Source organism: Pontibacter beigongshangensis, assembly GCF_014332515.1.
GTDB classification, from domain to species: Bacteria; Bacteroidota; Bacteroidia; order Cytophagales; family Hymenobacteraceae; genus Pontibacter; species Pontibacter beigongshangensis.
Map to the genome: position 1 here is coordinate 115,008 of NZ_VFSD01000021.1, position 12,934 is coordinate 127,941.

The 12,934-nt window shown below is 46.5% G+C and carries 10 protein-coding genes and 1 tRNA gene; 1 reads left to right on the forward strand and 10 read right to left on the reverse strand.

Annotated elements, in window-relative coordinates; genetic code table 11:
• Positions 1-5: 5 nt before the first annotated feature.
• From FJM74_RS16685 to mltG, 9 genes are all read right to left on the reverse strand, one after another.
• On the reverse strand, positions 6-374 hold the full coding sequence (locus FJM74_RS16685; RefSeq protein ID WP_187263775.1) for a hypothetical protein: 369 nt from the start codon (positions 372-374) through the stop codon (positions 6-8).
• Positions 352-1,857 carry a PIN domain-containing protein gene (locus FJM74_RS16690; protein ID WP_187263776.1) on the reverse strand — a complete coding sequence of 502 codons (1,506 nt, stop codon included), beginning with the start codon at positions 1,855-1,857 and terminating at the stop codon, positions 352-354. The genes FJM74_RS16685 and FJM74_RS16690 overlap by 23 nt, the downstream gene beginning before the upstream one ends.
• A 42-nt stretch (positions 1,858-1,899) precedes the next feature.
• Positions 1,900-3,162, reverse strand: a complete 1,263-nt coding sequence (locus FJM74_RS16695; RefSeq protein ID WP_187263777.1) for a restriction endonuclease subunit S — start codon at positions 3,160-3,162, stop codon at positions 1,900-1,902.
• Position 3,163: 1 nt separating this feature from the next.
• On the reverse strand, positions 3,164-5,944 hold the full coding sequence (locus FJM74_RS16700) for a type I restriction endonuclease subunit R (RefSeq protein WP_187263778.1): 2,781 nt from the start codon (positions 5,942-5,944) through the stop codon (positions 3,164-3,166).
• Between the two features lie 283 nt (positions 5,945-6,227).
• Complete coding sequence (locus FJM74_RS16705; protein ID WP_187263779.1) at positions 6,228-7,439, reverse strand: site-specific integrase; 1,212 nt, start codon at positions 7,437-7,439, stop codon at positions 6,228-6,230.
• Positions 7,440-7,690: 251 nt separating this feature from the next.
• Positions 7,691-7,775, reverse strand: a tRNA-Ser gene (locus FJM74_RS16710).
• Between the two features lie 149 nt (positions 7,776-7,924).
• Positions 7,925-8,896 carry a YihY/virulence factor BrkB family protein gene (locus FJM74_RS16715; protein WP_187263780.1) on the reverse strand — a complete coding sequence of 324 codons (972 nt, stop codon included), beginning with the start codon at positions 8,894-8,896 and terminating at the stop codon, positions 7,925-7,927.
• Positions 8,893-9,306 (reverse strand): acyl-CoA thioesterase, encoded by a 414-nt coding sequence (locus FJM74_RS16720; protein ID WP_187263781.1) that lies wholly within the window; start codon positions 9,304-9,306, stop codon positions 8,893-8,895. Before FJM74_RS16720 ends, FJM74_RS16715 begins: the two co-directional genes overlap by 4 nt.
• 182 nt (positions 9,307-9,488) lie before the next feature.
• Positions 9,489-10,559, reverse strand: coding sequence for an endolytic transglycosylase MltG (mltG, locus tag FJM74_RS16725; RefSeq protein ID WP_187263782.1), 1,071 nt, complete (start codon positions 10,557-10,559; stop codon positions 9,489-9,491).
• A 379-nt stretch (positions 10,560-10,938) separates the two neighbouring features.
• Between mltG and FJM74_RS16730 the strand changes: the two genes are divergently transcribed.
• A complete protein-coding gene (locus tag FJM74_RS16730) occupies positions 10,939-11,565 on the forward strand; it encodes an L-threonylcarbamoyladenylate synthase (RefSeq protein WP_187263783.1) in 627 nt (208 codons plus the stop codon).
• Positions 11,566-11,626: 61 nt separating this feature from the next.
• Here the strand turns inward: FJM74_RS16730 and FJM74_RS16735 are convergent, their stop codons facing one another.
• Positions 11,627-12,532, reverse strand: coding sequence for a lysophospholipid acyltransferase family protein (locus FJM74_RS16735; protein ID WP_187263784.1), 906 nt, complete (start codon positions 12,530-12,532; stop codon positions 11,627-11,629).
• Positions 12,533-12,934 lie beyond the last annotated feature (402 nt).

Sequence of the window (12,934 nt, forward strand, 5' to 3'; positions counted from 1 at the left end):
GATTTTTATATGTAGAGGAACGATTGGGGAGGATGAGCATTAAAGTCTTTCTTTAAACATAAAGCATCTTGATATCTTTTAGCATTTTTTATTTTTATGGCAAAACCCTCTTCTTTCCCTTCGAAGTATTTGAAAAAGAAGCTTTTATCAATTCCAGCTTTGTGTTTAGTTTTATTCCATAATTTAGTTAAGTCATCCTTTAAAATTTCTTCTATTTCAAATTCCCCAATTACTTTTTGAACTGGGGAAGAAGCATAAACAACTATTGTTTGGATATTCTTGTTCTTAAAAATTGTTCTTCGGAATTCAAATCCTTTCGTGCCTTCAAAAATTCTTTCTGCGAATTCTGGTTTAATGGATAATAAAACTTTCATCGGTTTTAGTTGCCTTCAAAATAATGTTAAGTTGGGTTTGGGTAATTCGTTTAAAACCACGTGGAGCATCTTCAATATCTTGGAAAACGCCAAGGTCAATTAATTGCTTCAGATTTATTCTTTGAGGAAAAGAGTAAACATACAGGAAATTAACCAAAAATGGCCTACTCTCTGGGTTATAATTCCAGTGTTCTTTTAACTTCACTTCCGTGAAAACGCTTCTTCTTCTAGTTTTTTTGATGAAATCTTCCACATTATCAAAGGATTGATAAATATTATCAACTACACCAATCGTTGTAACTACACTTTTGTAGAAACCTCCAGTACGATAAAAAATTATGATATCACCTTTTTGAAGGTTCCTTTCCCAAGATCGGGAAATATAGACTTTACTAATCGCATTCCTATGGGGCTGGTCATCTATAAAGTCACCTTTTGATTCTGTATGTAAAATCGAATCAGGGATGAGTTCCGTGTGATATTCTGGATAAATGGGTACAACAAAAATATTGCCTCCTAAGCTAATGTATGGGTAAGTCTCTTTTGGATTCTGTGAGTTAAATTTTTTGGTAAAATCTCGAACATATACAAGCTCTTCATTTTTCCTGCCCCATAATTGAAAACCCCATTCTTCAAGCAGTGCTATTAATCGATTTTGTTCGTCTCTCTTGTCGAAGATTGTAACATAAATTTCTTCAACTTTATTAACTAGTGCATTATCAAAAATAATTTTCAAGAAACGCTCACCTAGCCGAACCCCATTACTAACAACTTTAAAAGTTCCGACTTTTAGTCTCTTCTTAGGTTTGAAAATTGGGTCAATATCAGAGTATACCTCATCCGGTCCTTCCTTTTTTATATAGAGAAAAGATAATATTTTACCATTAGTCTTATTGATAGTTACATAGGCTATTTCATTCGCTTTTTTCTTAAACCATTTATCGAAGCCAGGATAATCATCTTTTAAACTGTCAAAAAATTCATCAGAAAAATCTAACTCTGCAAAATATTTTTGTTGGACACTTAGAACCTTATATTCTACTAAATCCGGGTTCTCTGCGAAGATTTTTTCTAGGAATGAATTAATAGTGTAAACATTATCAGATATACCTAATGCATTCGCCTTGGTATGAATCTTTTTATCTTCAGAAATTAGAATATCTACTCTTTCATTGAAGACTTCATTTAATAAGATAGTATCAATCCTATCATTTTCACTATGATCAAATTTTTTAGATACTGCTGCGACTTCACTTGCCATCGGGGCTGTAGTTGGCAGTGCTTCATAACTCTTCATTTTCACATGAAATGCTTCAACAGTAGCTTTGTTTGGATTCCTTTCGATTTCTTGAATAGTAATAGGATGAATATACTTTGTATATTTTGCCTTATCTAACCATTTATAAAGGATGCCAATATCTTGCTTAGAGGCTTTATTGGCTTCTCTATTGATAATTATATTCGTGTCAAGTAAAGCTTTCATAGTTTATTGTTGTTTATTGTTTTGCGACAAGGCATAGGCCTTTTAAGCCATTTCTACTACTGTTTTGCTGATCTTGATAAGCTTCCCCTCAAACGCCTCCTTCAAAATACTCTGCCGTAACATATCGGCCTGTTGCAGACTCTGGTTTATAGTTTCCTCCACTTTATCGCAAACACTTAGGCGACTCTCAATTTCCTGAACAATTTGAATTTGTTCTTCAAGATCAGGAACAGGAATTTCGAATCTCTCCACCGTTTTAGTATTAAAATGCCCTAAAGCCACTCCTACCTTTTGAGCTATAATTCTGCTTTGAACAACCGAATTTAGATAATATGAAATATAATAGCTGTTTGTGTTAGTGGGCTTCTTAACTATAACTAAGTCAGAACAATTAGCATCAGGCAAACTTTCTGGAACAACACATGACGTTCCAACATTTCCTGATCTTACAACAAGAATGTCACCTGTACTGATCTTAGATTTTGATAATTGAATATGAAATTTATCTGAAACATACTTTAATCCATTTGGGTCATATCTGTTAGCTTTAACATTCTGGCCCCTTAAAAAGGGAATTCCTTGGTCTATATATTGATCTTTCATAGACCCTACAAAACCAACTGTTACTTTAGGGCTAATATTCCCAATTTTCACCCACTTCCACCCTTCCGGCAGCTCACCTTCTTTAACCTCTGGATTAGTAAACCTCCCTTCAAAAGCCCACTTCAAAACAGCCTGCCGATACACTTTTAGTTGCTGCCGCGCGGTTTCTAATTGCTCTTTGCCTTTGTCTAAATCGCTGAACAGTTCTTCTAGTTTAGCAACGATTCCTCGTTGTTCTGGAAGGGTAGGAAGAACAATATTTATTGTTTCAAATTTTCCTTTATTAACAATTGCAACAGTTGTAGCGGCAGAAAGCTTTTCTAATTGATTTTTAAAATTTGGTGATTGAGCCTGATAAAAAAGAAATTTACCTTCTAATACCTTCGATGGTATAAGGGCATTAATTTGCTGATTAAAAGCAACAGGTATTTTGTTAATTGCAGTTCTTCCTAAATTCCCTATACATGTAACTAGTACAGAACCTATTGGTAAAACTCTTGCTACTTGGGTCCCTTTCTCAGAAAGATTTTCTGGAGCATCAGAAATTGGTTTATCCTGTACTTGCGGTGGCTTTACAAAAGGTATAGCAGTACCATAGTTATCAATATTATTCCTGGGAGGAGTATTACCTGTTACTGTTTTACAAATTTCTCCTAACTTTCTCACCTCCCAATGCTCCGGAAGTACACTTTTATCTATCATGCTACGCTGCTAACTCCTCGTTTAATTCACTTAAAACTTCATCCGTCTTTTCCCCGAACAGCTGCCACAGTTTCCCCAGCCCGCCATGTGCATTAAAAGGGCTCAGGTCGAAATCATCGCGGTCGATGTGGAAGCTGTTGGCGATGTATTCTTTTATCATGCGGAGCCAGGCCATCTGCTCTTCGGTAAACTTCAGGGTACCCGCCTGCTTTTTGAACACCCAATCCTGGAAGTTACGGTCCACGGTTTTGTCGTAGGCGGTCAGGGTGTCGTCGAGGCCGCTTACCCGGCGTATTAGCGCCACCAGGGCCATCAGCTCGTTTTTGGGCTGGCCGTTTACTTTTTCCAGCTGCTCGTAAGCCCGCCAGATGTGGAGCGGGGCCAGCGTGGGTTTGGCCGCTTTAATCGTTTCCACCAGGTCCTTCAGCATCCGGAAGGTGAGCGCGCGCCGCTGGTAGGGCTGCCCGTAAAAGAGCTGCAAAGCTACGATTTCGTTCTTATGGGCTTCTATCCAGCTCCTGAAATCTGCCACCAGGTTTTCGGCGTCGGCTTTGTTGTCTTTCACCCAGCCAATGGTAACCAGCTCGTCTGGGTTGATGTCGTCGATAATCTGGTCGTACTTTTTGCGGATGTCGATAATAAAGTCGCGCAGCTCGTAATCGTGGAACACGGCTACGGCCTGCTCCACCAGTTCCTGGTGCCGCTCCGCTGCTTGTGTGGCAATGGTGGCAGGTGCAGCACCGGGATCTTCGCTTTTCACCTGCACCGTGAGCGCCTCCAGCGTGTCCGGGTCGTGGGCGTGCAGGAGCTGCTTTACCACCTGGTTGATGGACTGGCCGCCTGCTTTTTCGGCAAAGGTGGTTTTCTCCTTTTCGTTCAGCTGCTTGTCGAGCCGAATGAGGCGGTTGGCCAGTGTGCTGAGCAGGGCCTCTTCGGTGTTGCCCATGGCAATGCCTTCCAGCACCTCTTTGAGCGACAGGCCCGGCTTTTTTTCCAGGGGGCGGCTGTCGGTTTTGCGGCTCTTCTCCACGCCAATGGCATCGATGATCACGAAATGGTCTTTGGTGAAGCGGGCGGAAGGGGTGCCGGTGGCTTTAAGTTCTTCGAGGGAGCAGGTGCGGGTGCCGCGGCCTTTCATCTGCTCGTAATAGCTGCGGCTTTTCACGTCGCGCATAAAGAGCAGCACCTCCAGCGGCCGGATGTCGGTGCCGGTGGCAATCATGTCTACCGTTACGGCCACACGCGGGTAGTAGCTGTTGCGGAACTGCTGCAGCACGCTTTTCGGGTCTTCGTCGGAGCGGTAGGTTATCTTTTTGCAGAACTTGTTTTCCTCGGCAAACTCTTCCCGCACGATGTTAATGATGTCGTCGGCGTGGCTGTCGCTTTTGGCGAAGATGAGCATTTTGGGCACTTCAAACTTGCCGTCCTTATCGAGCCGGTCGGGGAACATGTGCGGCAGGTTATCGCGCACCGCTTTGGCGATAAGGCGGATCTGGTTCACGTTTACTACCTTCTCGTCTAGCTGGGTGGCCTTGTACTCCACCTCCTCGTCGAGCGTGTTCCAGAACTGTTTGCGGGTCAGCTTTTCGCGGGTGCCCACATATTCCCCCAGCTCCAGCTTCGCGCCGCCCTGCGTTACCTTGGTTACAATCTCAAACACGTTGTAGGGCACCAGCACCCCGTCTTCCACCGCCCGCTGGTAACCGTAGTCGCACACCAGGTTCTGGTTGAAGTAGCCGAAGGTGCGGTTGTCGGGCGTGGCGGTGAGGCCCACCTGGAAGGCATCGAAATAATCGAGCACCTGTTTCCAGAGGTTGTAGATGCTCCGGTGGCACTCGTCTATCACAATAAAGTCGAAGAACTCCATCGGCACCTTCTCGTTATACACCACCGGCAGGGGTTCCTTCGGTTGCCATTTGCCTTCGTTCGGGTTTTCTTCCTCGTCGCGCTCGTCCAGCGGCGTTCCTTTCAGGATAGAGTACAGCCGCTGTATCGTGCTGATGTACACCTCGCTGTCGGTAGGCACAAAGGAGCTGCTCAGGCGGGTAACGCCGTAGAGCTCCGGGAAGAGGCGGTTGTCGTCCTGGGGCTCGTATCTCTTAAACTCCTGCTCGGCCTGCTCCCCCAGGTTCTTGGTATCGACCAGGAACAGGATGCGTTTGGCTTTGGCAAATTTTAGCAGGCGGTAAATAGCCGTGATGGCCGTAAAGGTTTTGCCCGAACCGGTCGCCATCTGTATCAGCGCCTTGGGCCGGAACTCCCGGAAGGAGGTTTCGAGGTTCGTAATGGCCTGTACCTGGCACTCGCGCAGGCCTATTTCCGGCAGCTCCGGAATGTCGCAGAAGCGGCCGCGCAGGGTCTGGGTTTCCTTCAGCCACTTCTGGAAGGTTTCGGGCCGGTGAAAGGTGAAGACGGGGCGGGAACGGGGTTTGGGGTCGCGGTAGTCGGTAAAGCGGGTTACGTTGCCGGTGCTCTCGTACACAAACGGCAGCGGGCCGTTGTTGATGTACTTCAGCTTGGCCGTGGCATAATCCGTGGACTGATCTTCGTGCACCGTCAGCTTTACGCCCTCTTCCTCGCGCTTGGCCTCGATAATGCCCACTGGCTTCTTGTCCACAAAGAGTACATAATCAGCAGGGCCTACATCAGTCTGGTACTCCTGTATGGCAATGCCCGTAGCAGCGCTCAGGTTAATTTTCTTCTTGTCCTGAATCAGCCAGCCCGAAGCCACTAACAATTTATCGATGTGGTCGCGGGCAATTTGTTCAGGATTTTGGTTCATAGGTACAATGGGAGCCAGAGCAAAATTGTGTTATCACATTAATGTGCTTAAATATATAGTATTTTATCCATAAATAAAGGAGAAAACTTAAAATATAAGGTTGAAGCTAAACCCGGAAAATAAAGTCATTTGTACCTAGCTCCACAGCCTTTGCCCACTTTCCATGCATAGTAAGCGCAAGTCGGAAGCAGTGATTATTTCCTGTTCATGAAGAAAATAAAAAAGGACTGCCCACAATTCCTGAGCAGTCCTTTTGAAGTACTTCTGTGGTATTTATGGATATCTACACAAACTTCTGTCGCAGCAACTTCATATCCTCACTTACCTTCACATCCAGAATTTTGGCATAATGCTGCGTGGTCCGGATACTCGTATGCCCCAGCATCTTCGACACGCTCTCAATTGGTACACCATTTAAGAGGGTAACGGTGGTGGCAAAGGTGTGGCGGGCGATATGGAAGGTAAGCGGTTTATCTATGCCACAAAGCGCTGCTATCTCCTTCAGATAAGCGTTCATTTTCTGGTTGCTAAGCACAGGCAATAACCTGTCTTCATTCAGACAGTGAGGATGGTCCTTGTACTTATCAATTATACTCAGAGCTGTAGGCAAGAGAGGAATACGGGAAGCCGTATCTGTTTTCTGCCTGTTTTTGAATATCCACTTCTCTCCGTCAATGCCTCTGCCAACATCATGATGTTTCAGCTTTTGCACATCCACATAGGCAAGTCCTGTAAAACAGCTAAAAAGAAAGATATCCCGTACCTGCCCCAGGCGCTCTGTTGCAAATTCCTTTACTGCCATTATATTTAACTCCTCTTCTGTCAGGAATACCCTGTCTACCTTTTTAACTTTCGACTTGTAATTCATAAACGGATTAGCCGATAACCAGCCATTGGCCAGGCAGATCCGAATAATTTTACCAAAATTCTTGATGTACTTAACAGATGTGTTGTTAGAGCACTTCCGCACACTCCGCAGGTAGAACTCATACTCTGTAATAAAGGCATGATTTATTTTCCGGATGTCAATATCATTGATCTGAAACTTCCATTGCAGAAAATCCCTTGTGTGACTTAAAGAGGTTGTATAACGTTCCAAGGTTCCTGGAGCAAACTCATCCCCAACCAGGGCCGCCATTTTGCGGTTGTGGTCTTCAAATATCTCCAGCAGGTATCTTATTCTCTCTGCTTTTCCGGTTAGCCTGCATTTCAAGCTTTCTACAGTAACATCAGCACCTTCCTCCATCATTTGGCGATGGGCCTCATAAACTTTTGCCTGCAAACCATCCAGGTAAGCGTTTAAAGACTTTACGGTTTCTTTTGTACCGGAGGCACGTCCGGCAGCTGCATTCCACCTGGCAGGTTCACATTCCCTTCCGGTTGCCACTTCGGCACGTTTTCCGGCAACTGTAATTCTCAGATAAACAGGTACTGAACCTGTTTGATAGTTTTTGGGCTTCTTTAGGTAAAATAGAAGGCTGAAATTGACTCTCATAATAGTGACCTTTAAAAGTTAAACAAATGTAGCTTTGCAGTCACCTGTAGTCAAGATGTACAGACATTGTACATCTTGTTAATCAACTGGTTATGTAGTATCTGGTGAGTAAAGAATTTTCCCAAAACGACTCACCGAATCACTCACCTTTTCTTTGCGAAAAACTGAATAATTTGGTACAGTTCTGAAAACAAAAAAGCCTGCAATCAGTTGATTTGCAGGCTTTTAGTTGTTTTTGATATGATTATCAGCAGAGAGGGAGGGATTCGAACCCCCGGACCTGTTACAGTCAACGGTTTTCAAGACCGCCGCAATCGACCACTCTGCCACCTCTCTGAATGATGTAAAGTAATCGTGCACAAAAGTATACTACTTGCCCGAATTTTCAAAATGCAGATTAAAAAAAGTAATGTTTTTTAGCCACAAAAACCCTAAACAACTGATAATGAAGTCTAAAATTTACTCCTGACCCTACGTAAAACAGACTAGATCGTAAGATTCTTTCCCTCCGCCGTCTTCTCAACACGCTGCGCAGTACGTCTGACCACTGTATCGATGCTCACATTTATCTCAAAGCCCAGAATCAGGATCATCGATATAAAGTCGAGCCAGATCATCAGGCCAATAAGCGCCCCGATGGAGCCATAGAACTTGTTATAGGTATCGAAGGCGCTGATATAGAGCGAAAAAATCATTGAAACGGCAAAGATCAACCCGGTAGCCACTACTGCCCCTGCCGAGAACAGCGGCCACTTATCTTCTATGGCTGGCACATAATAATAAATGAGCGAGGTGGCCAGCAAAAACAGCAGGATGATAGCAATATATTTCAGCATCATGATAAAGGTGTAGGTGTACGACTCCGTTACGACCTCATAGAACACCAGTACATCAAGTATCCACTGCCCGAAGAAGATGGCAGCTACCGCCAGGAACAGGATAAACATCAGCGCACCTGTCAGCAGCGTGGCAATGGCCCTTTTTTTAGGATAACTCCGCTTGTAGAAGGTTTTATATTTTTTATCAAAGGCATCCATCAACGACATAATGCCGTTGGTAGACAGGATAAGGGCAAACAGGAAACCAAACGAAAGCAGCCCCCCGCGCGGCTTGTTTACAATGTCCTCAATAGTGGTGTAGGCAGCCGCATACATCTCCTCCGGCAGCACATCGGCCAGGAAGTCGAAGATGCTCTCGCCCAGGTCCAGCGACAAAACGCCTGGCACGTACGGAATGAGCGTAAAAAGGAAAATGATACTGGGAAAAATTGCCAGCGTGAAGTTGAAGGCCATGTAGGAGGCTCGCTTGGTAATGGAGTCTAGGCGGAGTTCCCCGAGCAGCACATCCACTACCTCGTACACCGAAGACTGCCCGTTGTTAAACCGCCACTTTTTCAGAAAAACGATAAACTTCCGGTACGCTCTCCTGCGCTTCAGATATTGCTGGTTAATCCTCATTCGCTAAAGTAAGGGTCTAGCTTCTGGTGGATGAGTTCGGGCACAGCGGTAGGCCGGCCCGACTGCATCGTCACAAAAACCATGGTCGTTTCGCCGACATTCAGCAACACCTTTTCCTCGTTATACACCTCATATTCAATCAAGATGCGCGAACCCTTTGGCTTATGCCGCAGCAGCAGCTTTACGGTGAGCAGGTCGTCGTACTTGGCTGGTCTGATATATTTGCACTTCAGCTCCAGCACCGGCATCATGGTGCCGGTGGCCTCCATCTCCTTGTAGTGGATGCCCAGCCGACGAAACACCTCTGTGCGCGCCACCTCGTAATAGGCCGCGTAGTTACCGTAATACACGTAGCCCATCTGGTCTGTTTCGGCGTACCGCACCCGTATCTGCACTTCTGACTCAAACATGTTTGGTTGCTGGTTGCTGGTTGTTAGTTGCTGATTGTTGAATGGTTGAATTGCTAAATAGTTATATGGCTGCATGGTTTACCCAGAATTTCATAAACTCCTATGCAAAAAGGCAGCATATTTCCGGGAGATGGTTTATTATGGGAAACAATTTAACCATTCAGCAATTTAATAATTACACTCTACCTCATTATATTTCGCTCATTCATGGCCTTATGGAAACGACGGGCGTTGGCCAGGTGCTCGGCCTGGGTAGTGGCAAAGGCATGGTAGCCTGAGAAATCATCTTTGGCGCAGAAGTAAATATAGTTATGGCTTTCCGGGTTCAGTACCGCATCTATGCTGGATATGTCGGGCACATTGATCGGGCCGGGAGGCAAACCTTTGTAGCGGTAGGTATTGTAAGGAGAGTCGTACTGCAGGTGCACGTTCAGCACGCGGCGAATCGAGAAATCGCCTACGCTATACACCACGGTCGGGTCGGCCTGCAGCAGCATGTCCTTCTTCAGGCGGTTGAGATACACGCCGGCTATTCGGGGGCGCTCATCGGCGTACCTGCCCTGCTCCGCCTGCACAATAGAGGCCAGCACCGATACCTGCTGCGGCGTCAGCCCCTGCTGCTCCGCCTTCGCCTGGCGCTCCTCGGTCCAGAATTTGTCGTACTCCGCCTTCATCCGGTCTATCAGGGCTTTGGCAGAGGTGGTCCAGTACACTTCGTAGGTGTTTGGTATAAACATGCTCACGATGGTGGTTGTGTCGAAGCCGAGCGCGCGTAGGTACTCCGGGTCGCGCAGCAGGCTGTCTATTTCCTGCTCATCGGGCTCCACGCTCGCCGCCAGCTTGGCCGCCAGGTCCTGGCGCAGCCTGATATTGTTGAAGGTGATCTTCACCGGCGACTGCTCGCCTAGGCGCAGCACCCCGATCAGTTGGCGGTTGCCCCAGCCGTTCTCTATTTTGTAGCGGCCCGGCTTTACCAGTTCATCGTAGTCCATGAGCTTGGCCATAAACCGCAGCGACAGCTTGTCTATGATCGCTCCTGTTGCCTCTACCGAGTCCAGGGCTTCGGCATACCCAGCTCCTGTCGGGATGTAAACATAGGTATCCTGCCCTTTAGTGTCTACGTTCGGGGTATACACAATCTGGTAAGCGTAATAAGAGAAACTTACAAACAGGAACAGGAACAGGACAATGATTCCGGGAATCACCACGCTTTTTTCTTTCCTTTTTCTGGTAGATGTGACTTTCTTAGCCATAGTTGTTTTATAGTGCAGCAGCTGTTGCGGCAACCGCACCTCTTGTTATTTAAACCCAAAAATAATATTATTCTTCCGCTTTCGCTTCAAAATTTAAACCCGGCTGCCAACAGGCATCGGCAGGCTGGGCATTCTGCTCCCTAAAATCTAAAACCGGCTACTGAACCGGCCTTTGCCTGTCGTCGCGGATTAACCTGAGACCAGCGCCACAGGCATAAAAAGCTATCGCCCCGAATTTAGTTCCTTTACCCATCAGGTCAGGCGCTTACAAGAGCAGACAGCCTGTTTAAAGTAAAAACAGGAAACCTTTGCGCCTGATTATAGATATGTATACCTTCATTGTCAAACATTTATTTATACCCCGAAAAACAGAAAAGCTATGAGTAACGCAGCGTTTGTAAAAATCCATCCGGATAACCCGCAGGAAAAAAAAATAAGGGAGGCAGTAGAAGTGCTTAGAAATGGCGGCGTAATTATATACCCGACCGACACCATCTACGGGATTGGCTGCGATATTCATAACACCCGCGCCGTGGAGCGCGTTTGCCAGATAAAAGGCGTGAAAGCCGACAAGGTGCACCTCTCTTTTATCTGCTCCGACCTAACCCACATCTCCGATTATGCCAGAATTGAGACGCCGGTTTATAAAGTAATGAAGAAAGCCCTGCCCGGCCCTTTTACTTTTGTGCTGGAGGCGAGCAGCAAAGTGCCCCGCTATGCAGGCTCCAAAAAGAAGACCGTGGGTATCCGGGTACCCGACAATAACATTGCGCTGGCGCTGGTCCGTGAACTCGGAAACCCCATCCTCTCCACCTCTATCCGCGACGATGACGAGGTGATCGAGTACAGCACCGACCCCGAGCTTATCTTTGAGAAATACCAAAACCAGGTAGACATGGTGATAGATGGTGGCTATGGCAACAACATCGCCTCTACCGTGATAGACGTTGCCAACAATTTTGAGGTGCTACGCGAAGGAGCAGGCGATATAGAACAGTACCTTTAGGGCTTCGCTCAATTAAAAATTATAAATTATGGTAGTACACGATCTCAACCATGTATAATTTCTAATTACCCGCAGGCCTTTTGTGTTTCCAGCGCCGGTGTGTCCAGAGATAATTGGCGGGGGAGCGCCGGATAGATTTTTCGAGGGTACGGGCAAAGGCTTCGGTAATGGGGTACTCGCCTTCTGCCTTGGCCGGAGGAGCTGTGCCATCGGAGAGCACCTCGAAGCGCAGGTGGTAGTGTCCCCGCTTGATGCGCTCCACATCCAGGAAGAGCACGGGGCACCCGAAGGCGTTGGCCAGCTTTTCGGCCCCCACAAAAAAGGCGGTGTCTTGGTGCAGGAAGGTTGTCCAGTACTGTATTTCGCCGTAAGGAGGCGTCTGGTCCGAAAGCATGGCAATCACGCGGGGCACTTTCCGGTTCCGCACAAAATCGCGCATGGTGTCTTTCATTTTAATGAGCCTTGCGCCCAGGCGGCTCCGGGTGCTCAGCATGTACTCTTCGAAAAAGGCGTTGTGCAGCGGCTTGTAAATACCCTCGGCCGGAAAACCGAATTGCACCGCCCCCGCCGACAGCACCCACTCCCAGTTGCCCGAGTGCGACCCCATCGTAATCACCGCCTTGCCCTGGCGCACAAAATCATCGAGCACCTGTTGGTTAGAGAACACGATTCGGCTCCGCATCTCGGCGGCTGACATAGAGCGGAGCTTCAGGATCTCCACGACTATATCGGCAAACTGCCTGTAGAACTCTTTGGCTACCCGGGCTATTTCTTTCTCGTCCTTCTCCGGAAATGCATTGCGCAGATTTTGCAGCACCACCTTTTTTCGGTAGCCGATCACGTAAAACACCAGCAGGTACAGAAAATCGGAGAGCAGGTAGAGCACCGGCAACGGCAACAGCGACAGGCACTTCAGCAGTAGCCAGAGCGGGTAGAAATGGAGCGGGATGTTGGGTTTCGTGTTCATGGGCAGAAGCAACCGCTAAGGTACAACCACCTTTTGTTAAATTTGAATTTCTGATTCAGAAATTATGAAGTATGCCTTTTATGTACTAGACTTCCGCCAGGCAGCAGCAGGAGCGGCAGCAGCAGCTCCGGAGGGGCTTTTTCATTGGAATAATTGCTGATTGGTGGTTGTTGATTGTTAGTTGCTAATTGTTGATTGTTAAATGGCTACATGGTCGATTTGGAAATGAATGGTGAACCTTACATTAACTCTTAACCAGTCTGATCAAAAGTCTTGTGCCCTAAGTCGTACTACCTGATACGAATATCGTGACGTGCATCCTGTGTCCTGAAAAAGCGGTACTGTATTTAAAGTAAGGATGGCTTTATTGCCATTTTCTCAACATTGTAGTTATATAAGAAA

Coding starts and splice junctions, on each gene's coding strand:
- FJM74_RS16685 (WP_187263775.1), bottom strand. CDS start 374: ATGAAAGTTTTATTATCCATTAAACCAGAATTCGCAGAAAGAATTTTT.
- FJM74_RS16690 (WP_187263776.1), bottom strand. CDS start 1,857: ATGAAAGCTTTACTTGACACGAATATAATTATCAATAGAGAAGCCAAT.
- FJM74_RS16695 (WP_187263777.1), bottom strand. CDS start 3,162: ATGATAGATAAAAGTGTACTTCCGGAGCATTGGGAGGTGAGAAAGTTA.
- FJM74_RS16700 (WP_187263778.1), bottom strand. CDS start 5,944: ATGAACCAAAATCCTGAACAAATTGCCCGCGACCACATCGATAAATTG.
- FJM74_RS16705 (WP_187263779.1), bottom strand. CDS start 7,439: ATGAGAGTCAATTTCAGCCTTCTATTTTACCTAAAGAAGCCCAAAAAC.
- FJM74_RS16715 (WP_187263780.1), bottom strand. CDS start 8,896: ATGAGGATTAACCAGCAATATCTGAAGCGCAGGAGAGCGTACCGGAAG.
- FJM74_RS16720 (WP_187263781.1), bottom strand. CDS start 9,306: ATGTTTGAGTCAGAAGTGCAGATACGGGTGCGGTACGCCGAAACAGAC.
- mltG (WP_187263782.1), bottom strand. CDS start 10,559: ATGGCTAAGAAAGTCACATCTACCAGAAAAAGGAAAGAAAAAAGCGTG.
- FJM74_RS16730 (WP_187263783.1), top strand. CDS start 10,939: ATGAGTAACGCAGCGTTTGTAAAAATCCATCCGGATAACCCGCAGGAA.
- FJM74_RS16735 (WP_187263784.1), bottom strand. CDS start 12,532: ATGAACACGAAACCCAACATCCCGCTCCATTTCTACCCGCTCTGGCTA.